Source organism: Pseudomonas sp. GW821-FHT01E10 (genome assembly GCF_059422365.1).
In genome coordinates, this window is sequence record NZ_JBWKWT010000010.1 from 117,428 (window position 1) to 138,216 (window position 20,789).

At 56.8% G+C, this 20,789-nt stretch carries 17 protein-coding genes; 8 read left to right on the top strand and 9 right to left on the bottom strand.

All coding sequences use genetic code 11. The features are described from left to right. Positions 1–12: 12 nt before the first annotated feature. The 7 genes from rsmG to rpmH form a co-directional block, all read right to left on the bottom strand. A complete protein-coding gene (rsmG, locus tag AC07V0_RS18645) occupies positions 13–657 on the bottom strand; it encodes a 16S rRNA (guanine(527)-N(7))-methyltransferase RsmG (protein ID WP_007934329.1) in 645 nt (214 codons plus the stop codon). Further along, the gene (gene mnmG, locus AC07V0_RS18650; RefSeq protein ID WP_018927325.1) at positions 654–2,552 is read right to left on the bottom strand and encodes a tRNA uridine-5-carboxymethylaminomethyl(34) synthesis enzyme MnmG; all 1,899 of its coding nucleotides are present in this window, start codon (positions 2,550–2,552) and stop codon (positions 654–656) included. Before mnmG ends, rsmG begins: the two co-directional genes overlap by 4 nt. 550 nt (positions 2,553–3,102) lie before the next feature. Next, positions 3,103–4,473, bottom strand: a complete 1,371-nt coding sequence (mnmE, locus tag AC07V0_RS18655; RefSeq protein ID WP_018927324.1) for a tRNA uridine-5-carboxymethylaminomethyl(34) synthesis GTPase MnmE — start codon at positions 4,471–4,473, stop codon at positions 3,103–3,105. 79 nt (positions 4,474–4,552) lie between these two features. Next, a complete protein-coding gene (yidC, locus tag AC07V0_RS18660) occupies positions 4,553–6,238 on the bottom strand; it encodes a membrane protein insertase YidC (RefSeq protein WP_018927323.1) in 1,686 nt (561 codons plus the stop codon). 2 nt (positions 6,239–6,240) lie between these two features. Continuing rightward, positions 6,241–6,486, bottom strand: a complete 246-nt coding sequence (gene yidD, locus AC07V0_RS18665; RefSeq protein WP_003213574.1) for a membrane protein insertion efficiency factor YidD — start codon at positions 6,484–6,486, stop codon at positions 6,241–6,243. Beyond that, positions 6,479–6,880 carry a ribonuclease P protein component gene (gene rnpA, locus AC07V0_RS18670; RefSeq protein WP_026286513.1) on the bottom strand — a complete coding sequence of 134 codons (402 nt, stop codon included), beginning with the start codon at positions 6,878–6,880 and terminating at the stop codon, positions 6,479–6,481. The genes yidD and rnpA overlap by 8 nt, the downstream gene beginning before the upstream one ends. Positions 6,881–6,896: 16 nt before the next feature. After that, positions 6,897–7,031, bottom strand: coding sequence for a 50S ribosomal protein L34 (gene rpmH, locus AC07V0_RS18675; RefSeq protein WP_003213577.1), 135 nt, complete (start codon positions 7,029–7,031; stop codon positions 6,897–6,899). Positions 7,032–7,599: 568 nt separating this feature from the next. Between rpmH and dnaA the strand changes: the two genes are divergently transcribed. Genes dnaA through gyrB form a run of 4 tightly spaced genes read left to right on the top strand, consistent with a single transcriptional unit; the run spans position 7,600 to position 13,810 of the window. Continuing rightward, complete coding sequence (gene dnaA, locus AC07V0_RS18680; RefSeq protein ID WP_495019806.1) at positions 7,600–9,120, top strand: chromosomal replication initiator protein DnaA; 1,521 nt, start codon at positions 7,600–7,602, stop codon at positions 9,118–9,120. Between the two features lie 39 nt (positions 9,121–9,159). Further along, on the top strand, positions 9,160–10,263 hold the full coding sequence (dnaN, locus tag AC07V0_RS18685; protein WP_007903001.1) for a DNA polymerase III subunit beta: 1,104 nt from the start codon (positions 9,160–9,162) through the stop codon (positions 10,261–10,263). A gap of 20 nt (positions 10,264–10,283) precedes the next feature. Then, the gene (gene recF, locus AC07V0_RS18690) at positions 10,284–11,387 is read left to right on the top strand and encodes a DNA replication/repair protein RecF (protein ID WP_018927321.1); all 1,104 of its coding nucleotides are present in this window, start codon (positions 10,284–10,286) and stop codon (positions 11,385–11,387) included. A 5-nt stretch (positions 11,388–11,392) separates the two neighbouring features. Beyond that, complete coding sequence (gene gyrB / locus AC07V0_RS18695) at positions 11,393–13,810, top strand: DNA topoisomerase (ATP-hydrolyzing) subunit B (protein ID WP_007934319.1); 2,418 nt, start codon at positions 11,393–11,395, stop codon at positions 13,808–13,810. Between the two features lie 123 nt (positions 13,811–13,933). Here the strand turns inward: gyrB and AC07V0_RS18700 are convergent, their stop codons facing one another. Further along, positions 13,934–14,731, bottom strand: coding sequence for an AraC family transcriptional regulator (locus AC07V0_RS18700; RefSeq protein ID WP_495019807.1), 798 nt, complete (start codon positions 14,729–14,731; stop codon positions 13,934–13,936). 158 nt (positions 14,732–14,889) lie between these two features. Between AC07V0_RS18700 and AC07V0_RS18705 the strand changes: the two genes are divergently transcribed. Next, on the top strand, positions 14,890–15,789 hold the full coding sequence (locus tag AC07V0_RS18705) for an EamA family transporter (RefSeq protein WP_430954517.1): 900 nt from the start codon (positions 14,890–14,892) through the stop codon (positions 15,787–15,789). Between the two features lie 123 nt (positions 15,790–15,912). Here the strand turns inward: AC07V0_RS18705 and AC07V0_RS18710 are convergent, their stop codons facing one another. Next, a complete protein-coding gene (locus AC07V0_RS18710; RefSeq protein WP_026286512.1) occupies positions 15,913–16,632 on the bottom strand; it encodes a response regulator transcription factor in 720 nt (239 codons plus the stop codon). Between the two features lie 236 nt (positions 16,633–16,868). Between AC07V0_RS18710 and AC07V0_RS18715 the strand changes: the two genes are divergently transcribed. From AC07V0_RS18715 to AC07V0_RS18725, 3 genes are all read left to right on the top strand, one after another. Continuing rightward, positions 16,869–17,072, top strand: a complete 204-nt coding sequence (locus AC07V0_RS18715) for a hypothetical protein (RefSeq protein WP_172901216.1) — start codon at positions 16,869–16,871, stop codon at positions 17,070–17,072. Positions 17,073–17,414: 342 nt separating this feature from the next. Next, on the top strand, positions 17,415–18,401 hold the full coding sequence (locus AC07V0_RS18720) for a FecR family protein (RefSeq protein ID WP_064615640.1): 987 nt from the start codon (positions 17,415–17,417) through the stop codon (positions 18,399–18,401). 18 nt (positions 18,402–18,419) lie between these two features. Further along, the gene (locus tag AC07V0_RS18725; protein ID WP_018927316.1) at positions 18,420–20,732 is read left to right on the top strand and encodes a CHASE2 domain-containing protein; all 2,313 of its coding nucleotides are present in this window, start codon (positions 18,420–18,422) and stop codon (positions 20,730–20,732) included. Positions 20,733–20,789: the final 57 nt, after the last annotated feature.

Consider the following 20,789-nt stretch of genomic DNA (forward strand, 5'->3'; position numbering starts at 1 on the left):
TTGTGTTCCCAATCATGCCGTGCGGCGCAGTATCAGCAGATGGCGTTGGCCTTGGCAACCGGGTACGGCCAGGGCGTGTTCGCTATCGAGGTGGAAGTCTGCCGGCAATGCTACCAGCTCATCGGCGGGATGAACGCCCTTCATTGCCAGCCAGCGTGTGTCGGCGTCGCCCAAATGGCGAGTCCAGTTGCTGAAGTTTTCCATGCTGCTGAACGCCCGGGAAATGATCCCGTTGAATGGCAGTTCAGGCTGGAAGGCTTCGACGCGACTGTGGATAACTTGCAGGTTATCCAGTTTGAGTTCGAGTTTGACCTGGGTCAGGAAGCGGGTTTTCTTGCCGTTGCTGTCCAGACAGGTCACCTGGGACTCAGGAAACAGGATCGCCAACGGAATACCCGGCATGCCTCCGCCGCTGCCAACGTCCAGCCAGCGACCATTTTCGACGAACGACATCACGCTCAAGCTATCGAGCAGGTGACGGGAGACCATTTCGTCCGGATCACGCACGGCGGTCAGGTTGTAAGCCTTGTTCCATTTGATCAACAAGGCCAGATAACCCAGCAGCTGAGCGTGCTGGGCTTCCGTCAGTGTGACACCGAGCTGGCGAGCACCTGTGGATAACTCTTCTGCATGTTGCGAGGTAACCAACGAACTCAAGCGCTTTGCTCCAACTGACGGCCCGCGCCGCGTTTTTTCAAATGAATCATCAACAGCGAAATCGCCGCTGGGGTCACGCCCGGAATACGCGACGCCTGGCCCAAAGTCTCTGGACGGGTCGCACCGAGCTTGCTCTGGATCTCCTTGGAGAGACCGGAGATGTTCGTGTAATCGATATCCACAGGCAGTTTGGTGTCTTCGCTGGCCCGCAGGCGTGCGATTTCATCCTGTTGACGGTCGATGTAACCGGCGTATTTGGTCTTGATTTCGACCTGTTCGGCGACCTGTGGATCTTCTGCGCCCCCGCCAGTCACGGCGATCAGACCAGCGTAGTCGATTTCCGGACGGCTCAGCAGGTTGAGCAAATTGTATTCGTGGGTCAGCGGCGTGCCGAACTTCTCGGCAATCGCATCGCCCTGCTCGGTGCCCGGGCGAACCCAGGTACTTTTCAGGCGTTGTTCTTCCAGATCGATGCTTTCGCGTTTTTTGCAGAAAGCCGCCCAACGCGCGTCATCCACCAGACCCAGTTCGCGACCTTTTTCGGTCAGGCGCAGGTCGGCGTTGTCTTCGCGCAGAATCAAGCGGTATTCGGCGCGGGATGTGAACATCCGATACGGTTCCTGGGTACCGAGGGTAATCAGGTCGTCAACCAAAACGCCGATGTACGCTTCATCACGACGCGGGCACCAGGCATCTTTGCCCTGGGCTCGCAGTGCGGCGTTGGCTCCAGCCAGCAAACCCTGGGCGCCGGCTTCTTCGTAACCGGTGGTGCCGTTGATTTGCCCGGCGAAGAACAGACCGGCGATGACTTTGGTTTCCAGGCTGTACTTCAGGTCACGCGGGTCGAAGTAGTCGTACTCGATGGCGTAGCCCGGACGCACGATGTGCGCGTTTTCCATGCCGCGGATCGATTGCACGATCTGCAATTGCACGTCGAACGGCAAGGATGTGGATATCCCGTTCGGGTACAGCTCGTGAGTGGTCAACCCTTCCGGTTCGATGAAGACCTGGTGGCTTTCCTTGTCGGCAAAGCGATGGATCTTGTCTTCGATCGATGGGCAATAACGTGGGCCGATGCCTTCGATCAACCCGGCATCGGAATACATCGGCGAACGGTCGAGGTTGGCGGCAATGATTTCGTGGGTCCGGGCGTTGGTGTGGGTGATCCAGCAACTGACCTGTTTCGGGTGCTGTTCTTTGGAGCCCATGAACGACATGACCGGGATCGGCGTATCACCGGCTTGCTCGGTCATGACCGAGAAATCCACAGACCGACCGTCGATACGCGGCGGAGTACCGGTTTTCAGGCGACCGACACGCAATGGCAGTTCACGCAGACGACGTGCCAAAGCAATCGAAGGCGGATCACCGGCGCGACCGCCGGAATAATTCTGCATCCCGATGTGGATAAGTCCACCGAGGAAGGTGCCCGTCGTCAGCACCACGGAGTCGGCGAAGAAACGCAGGCCCATTTGCGTGACAACGCCGCGCACTTGTTCCTGTTCGACGATCAGGTCGTCCGCGGCCTGTTGAAATATCCACAGGTTCGGCTGGTTTTCCAAAGCTTCGCGGACAGCGGCCTTGTACAGAACCCGATCTGCCTGGGCGCGAGTTGCACGCACGGCCGGGCCTTTGCGGCTGTTCAATACGCGAAATTGAATACCACCTTTATCGGTAGCCATGGCCATCGCGCCGCCCAGGGCATCGATTTCCTTGACCAGATGGCTTTTACCGATCCCACCAATGGCGGGATTGCAGCTCATGGCACCGAGGGTTTCCACGTTATGCGTCAGCAACAGGGTTTTTGCCCCCATACGTGCTGATGCAAGTGCTGCCTCGGTACCGGCATGACCGCCGCCGATGACGATCACTTCAAAACGGGAAGGGAAATCCACCACGCACCTCGTGCCTGCTTTAGTCAGGTAATCCGGAATAGTTTGAGCTCAGGTTCTTGGACCTGGTCGGCAAGTATAGGGACTTCGCCCTTCCTAAAGAACCCTTTGCACAAAATTTAACCAGCTGTGGAGAAGTCGGGGTTATAGAAATTAAAAAGAGAGAAATTTATTAAATCTTTGTTTTTATGTTTATTTCTACTGACCCACCTTTCTGTGGATAGATTCATAGAGGCCTTTATTTTCAATGTGTACAGAGATTCAAAACCCTGTGGTCATGTGCCGAGGAGGCCCTTGGATAACCGGTGTAAGCCTGTGGATGAAAGGGGGTGTTATCCACAGAGGCGGTTATCTTCAGTTTTGAGGCCTTGTTATCAACTGCCCTTAGCGGCAGTTATTCACAGGGCTTAATCCACAGAAAAGGGCTGACCGAGCAAATCCCGGGCACGGAAAATCTGCCCGAACAGAAAAATCTGCTCGGGAGCGGAGGTCTATTTCAGAAGAAGGGGAGCAGACAGGCCAGAACGGCCTGTCTGTGGGTAACGCAGAAGGACTATTTACCGATGCAGAAGCTGGAAAAGATCCTGCCCAGCAGATCATCGGAGCTGAATGCCCCGGTGATCTCGCCCAAAGACTGCTGGGCTTGCCGCAAATCTTCGGCCAGCAGTTCACCGGCACCCGCTAACGTCAGCTGTGCGCGGCCGTGTTCGAGGGACGCACTCGCATGGCGCAGTGCCTCCAGGTGACGCCTGCGAGCACTGAAGCTGCTTTCAGAGGTCTGCTCGTAACCCATGCAGGCCTTGAGATGCTCGCGCAACAACTCCAGGCCTTCGCCGGCGGACCTGGCACTGAGGCTGATCGTGACGTGGCCATCGTTACTGACTTCCAGGGCAATTGCTTCGCCCGTCAGGTCTGCCTTGTTACGAATCAGCGTCACTTTTGCCGGATCCGGGCGGGTTTCGAGGAATTCAGGCCACAAGGCAAATGGATCAAGGGCCTCGGGAGCCGTGGCATCGACCACCAGCAATACCCGATCCGCCTCGCCGATGGCTTTCAATGCTCGTTCGACGCCGATTTTCTCGACCTGATCGTCGGTATCCCGCAGCCCGGCAGTGTCGACCACATGCAACGGCATGCCATCGATGTGGATATGTTCGCGAAGAATGTCCCGGGTCGTGCCGGCAATCTCGGTCACGATCGCGGCTTCACGTCCGGCCAGGGCATTCAGAAGGCTGGACTTGCCGGCATTCGGCCGACCGGCGATGACTACCGTCATGCCGTCACGCAGCAAGGCCCCCTGCCCGGCTTCCCGAAGCACTGTGGATAATTCGTCGCGCACTTTGTCCAGCATGCTCAGCACGTGGCCATCGGCGAGGAAGTCGATTTCTTCTTCGGGGAAGTCGATAGCCGCTTCGACGTAAATGCGCAGGCCTATCAATTGCTCGGTAAGGTTATGCACACGTTGGGAAAACGCCCCTTGCAACGAACGCAGGGCATTTCGTGCTGCCTGTGCAGAACTCGCCTCGATCAGGTCGGCAATGGCTTCGGCCTGAGCCAGATCAAGCTTGTCATTGAGGAAGGCGCGCTCGCTGAATTCACCCGGTCGGGCCAGACGGCAGCCCAGTTCAAGGCAGCGTTTGAGCAACATATCCAGGACGATTGGTCCGCCGTGGCCCTGCAGCTCCAGCACATCTTCGCCGGTGAACGAATTCGGTCCCGGGAAATACAGTGCGATGCCTTCGTCCAGCACCTCTTCGTTTTCACTGAGGAACGGGCCGTAATGGGCGAACCGCGGTTTCAGCTCGCGGCCGCTGATGGCTTTGGCCGCCACACTCGCCAGCGGCCCGGAAATACGGACGATGCCCACACCGCCGCGACCTTGAGCGGTGGCAACGGCAGCGATGGTTTCACGAGGAACGCTCATAAACCGGTATCCAGACAAAAGTGACAGATAGCAAAACGCCCCACTAGGGGGCGTTTTGAGTGGTTATCCACAGTGTAAATCAGGCAGCTGCTTTGGTAGCCGCTTCGATCTTACGAGTGATGTACCACTGTTGGGCGATCGACAGGCAGTTGTTCACTACCCAGTACAGTACCAGACCGGCCGGGAACCACAGGAAGAAGAAGGTGAAGATGATTGGCATCAGCTTCATCACCTTGGCCTGCATTGGATCCGGAGGCGTCGGGTTCAACTGCTGCTGGATGAACATGGTTGCGCCCATGATGATCGGCAGAATGAAGAACGGATCCTTGATCGACAGGTCAGTAATCCACAGCATGAATGGCGCCTGGCGCATTTCCACGCTTTCCAGCAGAACCCAGTACAGCGAAAGGAAAACCGGCATCTGCACCAGGATTGGCAAGCAGCCACCCAGTGGATTGATCTTCTCTTTCTTGTACAGCTCCATCATGGCTTGCGACATTTTCTGCCGGTCTTCGCCATGTTGCTCTTTCAGCGCGGCCAGTTTCGGTGCCACTGCACGCATGCGCGCCATGGATTTGTAGCTGGCGGCCGACAGCGGGAAGAAAATCCCCTTGATCAGCATGGTCAGGAAGATGATCGAGAAGCCCCAGTTACCAACCAGTGCGTGGATATGTTGCAGCAACCAGAAGATTGGCTGGGCAATGAACCACAGAATGCCGTAGTCGACGGTCAGTTCCAGACCTGGGGATAACTGTTTCAGCACAGCCTGGCTTTTTGGACCTGCGTACAGAACGGCGCTGGTTTCAACTTTGGCACCTGGCGCAGCAGTCAGCGAAGGACCGGTGTAGCCGATGATGTAGTTGCCTTTGCTGTCTTTACGGGTCTGGACGACGTTGTTTTCGCCCTTGGCCGGAATCCATGCGGTCACGAAATAGTGCTGCAACCAGGCAACCCAGCCACCGCTGACGGTTTCTTTCAGCTGAGCCTTGTCCATGTCCTTCATCGACACTTTCTTGTACGGCTCGTTACTTGTCCACAGGGCGGCGCCCAGGTAAGTCGCGGTGCCGGTGGCAGTGCTGGAAGAAGGATCGGAACTGGCGTCACGCTTCAGTTGCGCGAACATTGCACCGGACCAGGGCTGAGCGCTCTGGTTGTCGATCAGGTAGGAAACGGTTACGTCATACAGGCCACGTTTCAGGGTGAAACGCTTGATGTAGTTGACGCCGTCCTTGCTGAACTTCAGGTCCACGACCAATTGGTCCTGACCGTCAGCCAGTTGATAAATCTTCTTCTCGGAGGAGTAAACCGGACGACCGGCAGGACTTGCGTCCGGACCGTTGGTGCCGATCAGGCCGCTCTGAGCCAGATAAGTCCGCTCGTTGCCGTTATCGAACAACTGGAATGGAATTTCCGGATGGTCCTGGCGACGTGGATACAGCGGCAGCGTCAACTGGGCAACATCGCCACCTTGTGGATCGATGGCCAGGTTGAGCACATCCGTTTTGATCTGGATGAGGTCTTTGCTTGCAGCCACTGGCGTTTCAGCAGGTGCAGTTGCACTGGTATCGCTTGCGGCGCGCGGGATGTCGTCACTGGCGGAAGCATTATTGCCAGTCGCCGTATCCGGTAGACCCGGTGCGGTAGTACTGGAAGCAACATTCTGAGTCGGCAGGGCAGCCTGGCCATAGTCCTGGTTCCATTTAAGAACCATAACGTAGGACACGATTGCCAGGGCGACGATCAGGATCGTGCGTTTGATATCCATGATTACTCGGCCATCGAAGAAGAACGGGAGGTAGGGATAGGTGGAACCGGGTCATAACCACCGGGATTCCACGGATGACAGCGACCTAAACGACGAAAGGTCAGCCAGCCACCGCGCAGAAGGCCATGATTTTCTATGGCTTCTAACGCGTAGCAGGAACAACTGGGGTAGAAACGACAGTGATTGGCCATCAGGGGACTAATGGCATAGCGATAAAACTGGATCGGAACGAGTGCCAGTTTACGCATCGGGACTGTCTACCCCTACAGTTTCGGCTTTGACTGCTGGTACCGGCTTGCTGCGTGCCAGACGTTTCCAGAGTTTGCCGAAATGCTGAATCAATTCGGGGTTTTCTACGTCACCCAAACCTTTGCGCGCGACGATAACAATGTCCCAACCGACCAGTGAATCCTGGTTCAGGCGAAACGATTCGCGCATCAGACGTTTGAGGCGATTGCGCTCGACGGAGAGCTTTACGCTCTTTTTCCCGATAACCAGCCCGAGACGGGGGTGATCAAGATCGTTATTGCGCGCAAGGAGCAGGAGATTTTTCCCCGGAACCTTGCCGGTAGGGGAGTCAAAGACTGCCTTGAAATGCCGGGGAGTAAGCAGACGCTTATCCCGACTGAAGTCCTGACTCACCTCCAGTGCCGGATTATCAAACTGCCAGACGCGCACGACCTTTGGCGCGACGACGCGACAGGACGGCACGACCGTTCTTGGTAGCCATGCGAGCACGGAAACCGTGGGTACGAGCGCGTTTGATAGTGCTTGGTTGGAAAGTACGTTTCATTGTCGTGTTACCTGGTTCGTCCACAACGGGCCGGAATGGCCCCCGTTTTAAGAGACCGGGGATTCTAGAGAAAGCAAGCCTCTAGGTCAATTTCCAACCAACGTTTCCTTATAAATAGATCTCCAGAGGATTTGCTCGTCCGCAGGTCGTTCGCTAGATATAGAAATAAAGAAGGGAATTATTTAAAGCTTTTCTGTAAAGCTAGTAAAAGCTAGGCACGCGATCATCTGTGGATAACTGCCTTAAGCCCTTAAAAACCGTGATGTACAGAGAATGACAACTACAGTGGAAAACGGTGATCAGCCTGTGCTGCGCTATCGGATAAGCTGTGTGTGGAAAGGTCAGTTATCCACAGGCAGGTTATCCACCGAGTTTCGCCCCCACTTGTCCAGTGCCCTCATGGGCGGTTATCCACAGAGCTTATGCACATACCGTTGGTCTTCTTTTTGAGGGTTAACGCGTTGATAATTCATGCCCTGTGCGCAACCTGCATGTGGATAAGTGGGCGTCTGGCCGCTACAATGACCGCTTGTTTTTGCCTCACCGGCTTTCAACTTAGGGGATATCCGTGTCAGTGGAACTTTGGCAGCAGTGCGTGGAGCTTTTGCGCGATGAGCTGCCTGCCCAACAATTCAACACTTGGATCCGCCCGCTACAGGTCGAAGCCGAAGGCGACGAGTTGCGTGTCTACGCACCGAATCGTTTTGTTCTCGACTGGGTCAACGAAAAGTACCTGGGCCGCGTCCTTGAACTGCTGGATGAGCACGGCAATGGCATGGCGCCGGCGCTTTCCTTATTAATAGGCAGCAAACGCAGTTCGGCACCGCGTGCGGCACCCAATGCCCCGTTGGCCGCTGCGGCGTCCCAGGCTCAGGCGGCGGCCGCACCGGTCAGCGCTCCAGCCCCTGCTCCGGCGGCGGCACCGACCAAGCGTTCGACGCAAAAAGTTGCCGAGGTCAGTGAAGAGCCGTCCCGCGACAGCTTCGACCCTATGGCCGGCGCCAGTTCGCAACAGGCCCCGGTTCGTTCCGAGCATCGCACGGTGCAGGTCGAAGGTGCGCTCAAGCACACCAGCTACCTGAACCGCACTTTCACCTTCGAGAACTTCGTCGAAGGTAAGTCCAACCAACTGGCACGGGCTGCGGCCTGGCAGGTGGCGGACAACCCCAAGCACGGTTACAACCCGCTCTTCCTTTATGGTGGCGTCGGTTTGGGTAAAACCCACTTGATGCACGCTGTGGGTAACCACCTATTAAAGAAGAACCCGAATGCCAAGGTCGTGTACCTGCATTCGGAGCGTTTCGTGGCCGACATGGTCAAGGCGCTGCAGTTGAACGCGATCAACGAGTTCAAGCGCTTCTACCGTTCGGTGGATGCGTTGCTGATCGATGACATTCAGTTCTTCGCTCGCAAGGAACGTTCGCAGGAAGAGTTTTTCCACACCTTCAACGCCCTGCTCGAAGGTGGCCAGCAGGTCATTCTCACCAGTGACCGCTATCCGAAAGAAATTGAAGGCCTTGAAGAACGCCTTAAATCCCGCTTTGGCTGGGGCCTGACGGTTGCCGTCGAGCCGCCGGAGCTGGAAACCCGTGTAGCGATCCTGATGAAAAAGGCCGACCAGGCCAAAGTCGATCTGCCACACGACGCGGCATTCTTCATCGCCCAGCGTATTCGCTCCAACGTCCGTGAGCTGGAAGGCGCGCTCAAACGCGTGATCGCCCACTCGCACTTTATGGGTCGCGACATCACCATCGAGTTGATTCGCGAATCCCTGAAAGACTTGTTGGCGTTGCAAGATAAACTGGTCTCTGTGGATAACATTCAGCGCACCGTCGCTGAGTATTACAAGATCAAGATCTCCGACCTGCTGTCCAAGCGTCGTTCACGCTCGGTAGCACGTCCGCGTCAGGTCGCTATGGCGTTGTCCAAGGAATTGACCAACCACAGCCTGCCGGAAATCGGCGATGTGTTTGGCGGCCGCGACCACACGACTGTTTTGCACGCCTGCCGCAAGATCAACGAGCTTAAGGAATCCGACGCGGACATCCGCGAGGACTACAAGAACCTGCTGCGTACACTGACCACTTGATGAACACCAGCGCAGCTTATTAAGGCAAGGGACTAGACCATGCATTTCACCATTCAACGCGAAGCCCTGTTGAAACCCCTGCAACTGGTCGCAGGCGTCGTCGAGCGCCGACAGACCTTGCCGGTGCTTTCCAACGTGCTGCTGGTTGTCGAAGGCCAGCAACTGTCGCTGACCGGTACCGACCTGGAAGTCGAGCTGGTCGGTCGTGTGCAACTCGAAGAGCCTGCAGACCCGGGTTCCATCACTGTGCCTGCGCGCAAGCTGATGGACATCTGCAAGAGCCTGCCAAACGACGCGCTGATCGACATCAAGGTCGATGAGCAGAAGCTCGTGGTGAAGGCCGGCCGTAGCCGCTTCACCCTGTCGACCCTGCCGGCCAACGACTTCCCGACGGTGGAAGAAGGCCCGGGTTCGCTGACCTGCAGCCTTGAGCAAAGCAAACTGCGTCGCCTGATCGAACGCACCAGCTTCGCCATGGCGCAGCAGGACGTGCGTTATTACCTCAACGGCATGCTGCTGGAAGTCTCGGCCGGGATCATCCGCGCTGTGGCGACCGACGGTCACCGTCTGGCCATGTGCTCGATGCAGGCCGATATCGGTCAGCCGGATCGTCATCAGGTCATCGTGCCACGCAAAGGTATCCTGGAACTGGCACGTCTGCTGACCGAACCGGACGGCAACGTCAGCATCGTGCTGGGCCAGCACCACATCCGTGCTACCACCGGCGAGTTCACCTTCACCTCGAAACTGGTCGACGGTAAATTCCCTGACTACGAGCGTGTTCTGCCTAAAGGTGGCGACAAGCTGGTACTCGGCGATCGCCAGGCCCTGCGTGAAGCGTTCAGCCGTACCGCGATTCTGTCCAACGAGAAGTACCGCGGCATCCGTCTGCAGCTGGCCAACGGTCAGCTGAAGATCCAGGCGAACAACCCGGAGCAAGAGGAAGCGGAAGAAGAAGTGGGCGTTGAGTACAACGGCGGCTCTCTGGAAATCGGCTTCAACGTGAGCTATCTGCTCGACGTATTGGGCGTGATGACCACCGAGCAGGTTCGCCTGATCCTGTCCGACTCCAACAGCAGTGCGCTGGTGCAAGAGTCCGACAACGACGACTCGGCTTACGTTGTCATGCCGATGCGTCTGTAATCATGCTCAGCAGAAGCTAGATGTCCTTAAGTCGCGTCTCGGTCACCGCGGTGCGCAATCTGCACCCGGTGACCTTCTCCCCCTCCCCCCGAATCAACATTCTTTACGGCGCCAACGGCAGCGGCAAAACCAGTGTTCTGGAAGCCATTCATCTGCTGGGGCTTGCCCGTTCGTTTCGTAGCACCCGCCTGTTGCCGGTTATTCAGTACGAACAATTGGCGTGCACAGTATTTGGCCAGGTCGAATTGGCCGAGGGTGGGCACAGCGCATTGGGGATATCTCGCGATCGTCAGGGAGAGTTCCAGATCCGTATCGACGGGCAGAACGCCCGTAGTGCGGCACAACTGGCGGAGATCCTGCCGCTGCAGTTGATCAACCCGGACAGCTTCCGCCTGCTGGAAGGCGCGCCGAAGATTCGCCGGCAGTTTCTCGACTGGGGTGTGTTCCACGTGGAACCGCGATTCATGTCTACGTGGCAGCGCTTGCAGAAGGCCTTGCGCCAGAGAAACTCTTGGCTGCGGCATGGTACACTTGACGCCGTTTCGCAAGCGGTTTGGGACAGGGAACTGTGCCAGGCCAGCGATGAAATAGATGAATACCGCCGCGCTTACATCAAAGCCTTGAAACCAGTCTTTGAACAGACCTTGAGCGAACTGGTTGAGCTTGAGGGCTTGACGCTCAGCTATTACCGAGGCTGGGACAAAGACCGTGAGTTGAGTGCAGTGCTCGCTGGATCCCTTCAGCGGGATCAGCAAATGGGTCATACCCAGGCCGGACCACAACGGGCTGATTTGCGTCTCCGATTAGGCGCACATAACGCCGCGGACATTTTGTCCCGTGGTCAGCAGAAGTTGGTGGTCTGTGCATTGCGGATTGCCCAAGGGCACTTGGTCAGCCAGGCCCGACGCGGCCAGTGTATTTATCTGGTGGATGACTTGCCGTCCGAACTGGACGAGCACCACCGTCGCGCGCTTTGTCGCTTGCTGGAAGACTTACGCTGCCAGGTTTTTATCACCTGTGTAGATCACGAATTATTGAGGGAAGGCTGGCAGACGGAAACGCCAGTCGCTTTGTTCCACGTGGAACAGGGCCGTATCACCCAGACCCACGACCATCGGGAGTGAAGGCATTGAGCGAAGAAAATACGTACGACTCAACGAGCATTAAAGTGCTGAAAGGCCTGGATGCCGTACGCAAACGTCCCGGTATGTACATTGGTGACACCGACGATGGCAGCGGTCTGCACCACATGGTGTTCGAGGTGGTCGATAACTCGATCGACGAAGCTTTGGCCGGCCACTGCGACGACATCAGCATCATCATCCACCCGGATGAATCCATCACTGTTCGCGACAACGGTCGTGGCATCCCGGTAGACGTGCATAAAGAAGAAGGCGTTTCGGCGGCCGAGGTCATCATGACCGTGCTGCACGCCGGCGGTAAGTTCGACGACAACTCCTACAAGGTTTCCGGTGGTCTGCACGGTGTAGGTGTATCGGTGGTTAACGCCCTGTCCGAAGAACTGGTCCTGACCGTTCGCCGCAGCGGCAAGATCTGGGAACAGACCTACGTCCACGGTGTTCCGCAAGAACCGATGAAAATCGTTGGCGACAGCGAATCCACCGGTACCCAGATTCACTTCAAGCCTTCGGCTGACACCTTCAAGAACATCCACTTCAGCTGGGACATCCTGGCCAAGCGGATTCGCGAACTGTCCTTCCTCAACTCCGGTGTCGGCATCGTCCTCAAGGACGAGCGCAGCGGCAAGGAAGAGTTGTTCAAGTACGAAGGTGGTCTGCGTGCATTCGTTGAATACCTGAACACCAACAAGACTGCGGTCAACCAGGTGTTCCACTTCAACATCCAGCGTGAAGACGGCATCGGTGTGGAAATCGCCCTGCAGTGGAACGACAGCTTCAACGAGAACCTGTTGTGCTTCACCAACAACATTCCACAGCGCGATGGCGGTACTCACCTGGTGGGTTTCCGTTCGGCACTGACGCGTAACCTGAACACCTACATCGAAGCTGAAGGCCTGGCGAAGAAGCACAAAGTCGCCACCACCGGTGACGATGCCCGCGAAGGCCTGACGGCGATCATTTCGGTGAAAGTGCCGGATCCGAAGTTCAGCTCCCAGACCAAAGACAAGCTGGTGTCTTCCGAAGTGAAGACCGCGGTCGAACAGGAAATGGGCAAGTACTTCTCCGACTTCCTGCTGGAAAACCCGAACGAAGCCAAGCTGGTCGTCGGCAAGATGATCGACGCGGCGCGTGCGCGTGAAGCGGCGCGTAAAGCCCGTGAGATGACCCGTCGTAAAGGCGCGCTGGACATCGCCGGCCTGCCGGGCAAACTGGCGGACTGCCAGGAAAAAGACCCTGCCCTTTCCGAACTGTACCTCGTGGAAGGTGACTCTGCTGGCGGCTCCGCCAAGCAGGGACGTAACCGCAAGACCCAGGCCATCCTGCCATTGAAGGGCAAGATCCTGAACGTCGAGAAGGCGCGCTTCGACAAGATGATCTCTTCGCAAGAAGTGGGCACCTTGATCACCGCGCTAGGCTGCGGCATCGGTCGCGACGAGTACAACATCGACAAGCTGCGTTATCACAACATCATCATCATGACCGATGCTGACGTCGACGGTTCGCACATCCGTACCCTGCTGCTGACCTTCTTCTTCCGTCAGCTGCCGGAGCTGATCGAGCGTGGCTACATCTACATCGCTCAGCCGCCGCTGTACAAAGTGAAGAAAGGCAAGCAAGAGCAATACATCAAAGACGACGACGCCATGGAAGAGTACATGACGCAGTCGGCCCTGGAAGATGCGAGCCTGCACCTGAACGAAGAAGCCCCGGGTATCTCCGGTGAAGCTCTCGAGCGTCTGGTGAATGACTTCCGTCTGGTGATGAAGACCCTCAAGCGCCTGTCGCGCCTGTACCCGCAGGAACTGACCGAGCACTTCATCTACCTGCCAGCCGTGAGCATGGAGCAACTGTCCGACCACGCAGCGATGCAGGATTGGCTGGCTCAGTACGAAGTTCGCCTGCGCACCGTCGAGAAGTCCGGCCTGGTCTACAAGGCCAGCCTGCGCGAAGACCGTGAACGTAATGTCTGGCTGCCAGAGGTCGAACTGATCTCCCACGGCCTGTCGAACTACGTCACCTTCAACCGCGACTTCTTCGGCAGCAACGATTACAAGACCGTCGTTTCCCTGGGCGCTCAACTGAGCACCCTGCTGGACGATGGCGCTTATATCCAGCGTGGCGAACGCAAGAAAGCCGTCACCGAATTCAAGGAAGCCCTTGAATGGTTGATGGCCGAAAGCACCAAGCGTCATACCATCCAGCGATACAAAGGTCTGGGTGAGATGAACCCTGATCAGCTGTGGGAAACCACCATGGATCCGGGCTCGCGCCGCATGCTCAAAGTGACCATCGAAGACGCCATCGGCGCCGACCAGATCTTCAACACCCTGATGGGTGATGCGGTCGAACCTCGCCGTGACTTCATCGAAAGCAACGCCTTGGCGGTGTCCAACCTGGACTTCTGATCCGGCAGGACCGCTAAAACAAAAAAGGCCAACGCTATGCGTTGGCCTTTTTTATTGCGCGTGTCCCGTCCTGAATAAGGTTTACACCTGTTTCAGGACTAGACACCCTTCTTGATCAATCGCTCAGAACATCGATGCGCCTTTGGACTTGGCCAGATAACGCCCCGGTGAATCCCCCAGGTTACGCCGAAATACCGAGGTAAATGCGCTTGGGCTGCTGTAACCCAGATCCATCGCCACTTCGGTGATAGATGAACCATTGCTCAGTCTGGACGTGGCTTCGAGTAGACAGACTTGCTGTCTCCAGAAGACAAAACTCATGCCAGTCGCTTCCCGAAAACATCGCGTGAACGTTCGCCGGCTCATGTTCGACCAGCTGGCCATTTCACTGATGGAGATATTCTGCGTGGGGGCATCCAGGAATCGATGGCACGAAACGGCCAGTCGAGGTTCCGAAGGCAATGGTGCGCTCAATGGAAGCTCCGACATGGTGCCGATTTCATCCACCAGCAGCGTCTGTACGGACTGGCTTCGGATACTAGGCGCTTGCTCCGGGTCGATGGCCAGCGCTGCTTCCAACAGATGCCTCAGCAACGGCGAAACATCGTAGACCTGGCAATGCTCCGGCAAACCGGCGCGGATGGAGGCAGCCTCATTGAGGTAAGTATTGATCATGGTCACGTCGCCGCGCATATGCATTTCATGCGACACGCACGCGGGAACCCAAAGCGCTCTTTGAGGCGGGACAACCCAATTCCCCTGATCGGTGAACATCTTCAACGCGCCCGTCGAGGCGTACGCAAACTGACCACGACTGTGCGTATGCCGCGCAAAAACAGTACCCGAAGAATACTTGCTCAGGTTCACCACAGCATCGGGGCTTCCATGCTCGTAGGGATCCAGTGTTGGATTGATCGACATGGCCCGATTTTGACAAAAGTAGACCTGCTATAGCAAGCAGGCCAAAATTTTGGACCATAGAATCACATCTCCAAAAATGCCTGATGCAGAAACGGTTCGCATTGAACTGATTGGAATGAGGCATACCGCGGTGTGCCGCTTAATGTGAGGCTAGGGATATGCAGAAAAAACATTTGGTTCTGGCGATACTCGTCACTTTAGTGTGGGGAGTGAACTTTCCAATCACCAAGCTGGGGTTACGCTCGATCGATCCCTTTGTGTTAACCGGAATACGCTTTGCACTCGCCGCCATACCTTTGGTGTTCTTCATAAAGCGCCCCGCCATCAAGTTCAGCTATGTTGTCGCCTACGGCTTCATTTTCGGATTGGGTATGTGGGGCGTAATCAACTATGGCATCCAGGTCGGTGTCAGCCCCGGTATTGCTTCGCTGATCATCCAGCTCAGCGTGTTCTTCACCATGGGTTGGGGGGCGTTATTATTTAAAGAGAAGCTACGTAGGGCTCAGCTTATCGGGGCACTGCTGGCATTGGTCGGGTTGGCGGGCATCATTTCTACTCAGCAAGGGGAGCACGCGATACTTGGAGTACTGCTGATTGTGCTGAGTGCAGTCGCCTGGAGCGTCGGCAACGTGATTATCAAGACATCCGGTGTCAAAGAGATCTTTTCATTTATGGTCTGGGCCAGTCTGTTTCCACCCATCCCACTCTTCTTCATCGCCTGGCTCATGCAAGGTGCCGCGCCCTTTGAGAATCTGCAAAGCAGTCTCGACCTGACAGCTGTGCTATCGATTATTTTCCAGGTTTATCTGGCCACACACTTTGCCTATTGGGGGTGGAACTCGCTGTTGAAGCTTTATCCTGTTTCAACAGTGGCACCGCTGTCGTTGTTGATTCCGGTATTCGGCATCGGCAGTTCGATGCTGATTATCGGCGAACACATCTCGATACCGAACTTGATTTCAATTGCGATCATCATTATGGGATTGGCAGTCGGCCTCTATCGCAAGTCTGCCGACACAATCCATGCCGCCCCCAGAGCCAGGTTGCGCTCGGACTAAGGCGGTTGTGCCAGAACATTGATCAATTGAAATCTACATGGGCGGGGGATTGATTTCCCGCGCAGAACTACCGTAATGGACACTGCCAACGCTCAGCGTTGGACTTTTATATTGTTCGTCGAATCATTCGCTAGCGGTGGCTACGCTCTCAAGCCGATACCCATACCCGTAAATCGTCAGCAGTTGCCAACCGCGATCAGCCGTCAGCCCCAGCTTGTTGCGCAGGCGATAAATATGAGTATCCAGAGGCCGGGAGGACACGATTTCTTCATGGGTCCAAAAGCGCTCATACAAGTATTCACGGGACAAAGGTCGGCCCAGATTGGCGAACAGGCAGCGGGCGAGACGGTATTCCCGTTCGGTCAGGCTGATGGGGGTGGAGGCACGGGTGACAGTGAGTTCGGCGTCGTCGAATTCGAGGTCATTGAATGTGAGTATTTCGGTGGCTGCCGCGCGTTGCAGTCCATGCCGACGAAGTACGGCGCTCACCCGAGCCATCAGCTCATTAGGACGAAACGGTTTGCTCACGTAATCGTCGGCTCCGGCGTTCAAGGCCTGGACGATATCGCTTTCGGTATCGCGACTGGTGAGCATGATCGCGGCCGGTGGTGAGTCCATGTGTTCCCGGGTCCAGCGCAACAACGACAGACCGCTGATGTCGGGCAATTGCCAGTCGAGGATCAGCAGATCGAAAGTTTCCCGGCGAAGTTGCCGTAACAGGTCCTCTCCCCGCTCGAAACTGTGCAACGTCCACGTCTGCTCCCCCGTGACGGGGATCTGTCGCAGTGTCTGTTCCACCCGGCGGAGTTCGGCGGGTTCGTCATCCAGTATTGCGACACGCATGCCGAGTGCTTCCTTCATCTCGTAAGTGCAACGGTTAAGAAAATTCCTGCGGGAGTTTAGGCTGATTGGTTGAATCTGAACAATTGTGGCGAATTGCTGTGAACTTCCCAAGTGTGGATACGCTGATATCACTTAGCCGGTAGGCGATGAATTATCGGCAGAATGCTCCAGAGGGACTGTGGGAAAAAATGCGTCTAAAGATTATCTTTAACGGGTTTACAAGATTAACAGCGTTGATGTTGGCCGCGGGTCTCGGATTGGGATGCACCACGGTCCAGTCAATATCTGTCATCGAGCAGAATGTTGCACCGCGTTACTTCGGCCCGGCAGAGACGAACACGGTGATGGGCGACTCGCCAGGCTTTGCCCCGGTGCACTCCGCACAGGTGGAAGCCGCCCAGCTCGACATTCGTTCGGCGCAACAACGTTGGGTGTTTTAGGCGCCTTCAGTCAATTCTGAACAAATATTGAGAATGACCGCGCAAGGTCGCTTATGCCGGTAAATTCGTTTTCGCTGAGCGGCACAGGGGCATTGGGATGTGCTCCGACGCAGGGAGCGTCAATGCCAAACTGCAGGACCGTCGATCGCCGGTTTTCGGCGAGTCTGCAGTTCAGGGGAAAAACACATGGAGTGCCTGCTCGGTTCCGACACAGGGATGTGTCATCTCATTTCCTTTGCACCCATGGCTATCTGCCAGAGCATCCGGTCAGGTATCGTGCGTCAGCGCGGGCGTTTCCCGGCATGATTTGTATAAGAGCATAAAAGCCAATCCATGAACCTCATGACCTTATTGCTCCCACGCCGTTCTGGCGTTTGTCTTTTACTGGTTGCCGGGTTGATGGAATTGTTCACCCAGAGTGCATCGGCGGCTGCCGCCTCGGCAAAACGTCTGCCCTATATCGATGATAATCAACAATGTCGCGGCCAACCGCTGCCCGCGACTGTCGAACATCTGACTGGCGAAGCCTGGAAGCTGGATGCCAAAGGTAAACAGACGCCACTGCAGGAAGGCATGCCGATCGACGAGCGGGAAGGCATCAAGACCTCGCCCTCGGCGTTTGTCAGCCTTTCCCTGGGTGATGGCTCGCGGGTAGTGCTGCCTTCCAGCTCCCAGATCACGCTACACCTCAATGAAGAACATTCGATCCCTCAGGTTATCCTCGAGCAGGGCCAGGTCGAGTCGTATGTGATCAAGCGTGCCAGCGACCATGATCGTTTTCAGATCGTCACGCCGGTCGGTGTACTGGGCGTACGGGGTACGCACTTCCGGGTGCGCAACGATGATGGTGGCCAGGCATTACTGGAAGTGCTGAACGGGCAAGTGGCGGTCAATCGTGATGAGGAACTGTCGCGCCCCCGCTCTGCCCGCTCCACTGCCAAACGGACTCAGGGCCCTGAGGATGATGAAGTCCAGGTCATGGCCCGTCAGGGCTTGCGTATTCAGAAACAAGGCACGTTGACGCCAATCGACTTGTTACCTGCCCCACGTTTGTTGGGGCAGGCCGGTCAAACGGGTAATGTGCCTGTCTGGCAATTGATCATGAAGCCCATCGAAGGCGCCACGCGTTATCGGGCGCAAGTGGCCACCGACGCGAACTTTCTGGACATCAAGCAAGAGCAGTTTTCCAGCACGCCCGAGGTCAAATTCAGCGGGCTGAAAGCGCTGTTCTACCATGTTCGCCTGTCGGCGTATGACGCTCAGGGGTTAGAAGGAGAGACCGGGGTGTATGACATTTTCTATTACCCCAGGACCACGCGTGTCCAATAGCGCCCTGGCCGACGACCGATGAAGGGCCGCCCAAGGAAGGACGGCCGCGAGCCGACCCAGGCTCAGCGGCTGTTTCGGCGGATGGTCCGCGAGTGGCTGTGGGTCAGTCTGATCCTGTTGCCGCTGACGGCAGTGCTGTCCATGACCCATGGCCTGGTCTTGAGCAATCTGCTGTACGACAACCTGCGTCGGCTGAGCCCGCTGCCGGTGGACCCACGAATACTCATCGTCACGATCGATGACTACAGCTTGCAGCAGCTAGGCAAATGGCCTTGGTCGCGGGCCATGCACGCACAGTTGCTTGATCGGCTAGGCGCTGCGAACGCCAAAGGCATTCTGTTCGACGTGATTTTCAGCGAGCCCGATAGCCATCCCGGCAACGATCAGCTTCTGGCCCAGGCGGCCTGCCGTGCCGGAAATGTCTTCGTGCCGTTGCTGCGTGAAGGCGTGGCGCGTTATGGACAGCCTTTGGGGGAAATTGAACCGGTGGCGCCACTGAGCCATTGCGTCAAAGGCATCGGGCACATTAATGCCCAAGCGGATGCCGACGGGATCGTGCGCAGTGTGTATTTAAGCGAAGGACCGGCACAACAAACACGCGCGCAACTGGCCTGGCTGCTGTACGAACAGACCCTTGCCGACAAGGAGAATGTACCGATGCCCGGGACCCCGGCCCTGCCGTCGACGCAAGGCTGGCAGCGAGCCCACAAAATACGGATTCCTTTCATCCGTTCCGATGCGGGTTTTCCCAGTGTGCCCTACGTCAGCGTCTTGCGCGGTGAAGTCCCGCCCGAATTGCTGCGCGATCGCTTGATCCTGATCGGCTCCACCGCTCCAGGTTTGGGGGACCGTTACGTGACACCGCAATCGGCGAGCATGGGCACCACCCCGGGCATCGAAATTCAGGCAAATATCCTCAATGGGTTGCTGCAACAGCGCAACATTGTGGCTCTCGATGAACGTTTGGCGGCGTTGTTATCGGTGGTGATTGTCGGTGAGTTGCTGGGCCTGATGTTGGTGCGTCCGCGTCGCGCGTTATGGCTGACCCTGGGGGCAATGGCGGTCGCGCTGCTGGGTTCGAGCCTGCTGTTGCGTCTTGGTTGGTGGTGGTCACCGGCCGCGAGTCTGCTGGGTATGCTGTTGGGTTACCTGATCTGGAATTGGCGAAGGCTGAATGCGGTGCTCGCCTATTTCGGCTGGGAACTGGCGCGTCTGGACAGCGAGCCGAAAGTGTTTCCCGAACGCCGCCGGACCCAGGCCCCGGCTGGCGATGTGCTGCAAGGGCAAATCGTCGCGCTGGAACAGGCCATGAGCCGGACACGTGACACCCGGCGTTTCATTGCCGATGGCCTTGAGTACTTGCCGGTGGCGACGCTGATCAGCGATCCGAATGGGCGCATTCTGTTGGCCAACCGTAAGGCTCGGGAGATATTTTCCAGCAGCCTGGTGGGCGAGGAGATGCTCGAGCAACTGAGCGAGTTGGGTTACCCGGTGCCGTCCGATGGAACGCTGCCGGCGTTGTCGACCCTGGAGCTGCTGGAGTTTCGTGACACTCAGGCACGCAGCCTGCGTCTGGACCTGGCGCCGCTGTTGCCGGCCGAGGGCGACTCGGTGATTGGCTGGTTACTGAGCCTCACTGACTTGAGCGTCGAACGGGACGCCGAGGAGCAGCGGGCCGTGTTGCTGCGTTTTCTGTCTCATGACCTGAGGGCCCCCCACTCGGCGATTCTGGCTTTGCTCGACGTTCAGCGGCATCAGGTGTCTGGCGACACTCAAGTGTTCAGTCAGATCGAGTTACAAGTGCGCAAGGCGCTGAACCTGACCGAGGCCTTTGTGCAGTTGGCAAAGGCTGAATCCGAGGCCTATCAGTTTCAGCCGAGCATGTTCGCGATGTTGCTGCTCGATACTTTCGACCAGGCCTCGAGCATCGCTCATCTGAAGAACATTCAGTTGCTGCATGACCTCGACGAAGATGCTGAAGCGCTGGTCCTGGCCGATCAGTCGTTACTGACACGGGCACTGTTCAACCTGCTGGAAAACGCCATCAAGTACAGTCCGGCGGGTTCGCGGATCACCGTGCGGGTGAGTTGTACCGAGGGTTGGTTAACGTGCGAGATCGTCGACCAGGGCCGAGGGATTGCCGTCGAAGAGCTTCCCGAGCTGTTCAGTCAGTATCGACGCTTTGCATCGGCTCACGGCAGTGACGGCCTGGGGTTGGGGTTGTCCATGGTCAAGGCGGTGGTGGATCGTCACGGCGGGCGGATTTCCTGTCATAGCGTGGTAGGACAAGGCACGACGTTCAGTGTCCAGCTACCCCTTTTGAGCGAGTGAGCCTGATCATTTTTACAGGCATAAAAAAACCGGCTATATCAGCCGGTTTTTTTACGT

Bases quoted from the DNA above. Each gene is read 5' to 3' on its own strand.
- mnmE (WP_018927324.1), bottom strand. From the start codon at position 4,473: ATGAGCGTTCCTCGTGAAACCATCGCTGCCGTTGCCACCGCTCAAGGT.
- yidC (WP_018927323.1), bottom strand. From the start codon at position 6,238: ATGGATATCAAACGCACGATCCTGATCGTCGCCCTGGCAATCGTGTCC.
- yidD (WP_003213574.1), bottom strand. From the start codon at position 6,486: ATGCGTAAACTGGCACTCGTTCCGATCCAGTTTTATCGCTATGCCATT.
- rpmH (WP_003213577.1), bottom strand. From the start codon at position 7,031: ATGAAACGTACTTTCCAACCAAGCACTATCAAACGCGCTCGTACCCAC.
- dnaN (WP_007903001.1), top strand. From the start codon at position 9,160: ATGCATTTCACCATTCAACGCGAAGCCCTGTTGAAACCCCTGCAACTG.
- recF (WP_018927321.1), top strand. From the start codon at position 10,284: ATGTCCTTAAGTCGCGTCTCGGTCACCGCGGTGCGCAATCTGCACCCG.
- AC07V0_RS18700 (WP_495019807.1), bottom strand. From the start codon at position 14,731: ATGTCGATCAATCCAACACTGGATCCCTACGAGCATGGAAGCCCCGAT.
- AC07V0_RS18705 (WP_430954517.1), top strand. From the start codon at position 14,890: ATGCAGAAAAAACATTTGGTTCTGGCGATACTCGTCACTTTAGTGTGG.
- AC07V0_RS18710 (WP_026286512.1), bottom strand. From the start codon at position 16,632: ATGCGTGTCGCAATACTGGATGACGAACCCGCCGAACTCCGCCGGGTG.
- AC07V0_RS18715 (WP_172901216.1), top strand. From the start codon at position 16,869: ATGTTGGCCGCGGGTCTCGGATTGGGATGCACCACGGTCCAGTCAATA.
- AC07V0_RS18720 (WP_064615640.1), top strand. From the start codon at position 17,415: ATGACCTTATTGCTCCCACGCCGTTCTGGCGTTTGTCTTTTACTGGTT.
- AC07V0_RS18725 (WP_018927316.1), top strand. From the start codon at position 18,420: ATGAAGGGCCGCCCAAGGAAGGACGGCCGCGAGCCGACCCAGGCTCAG.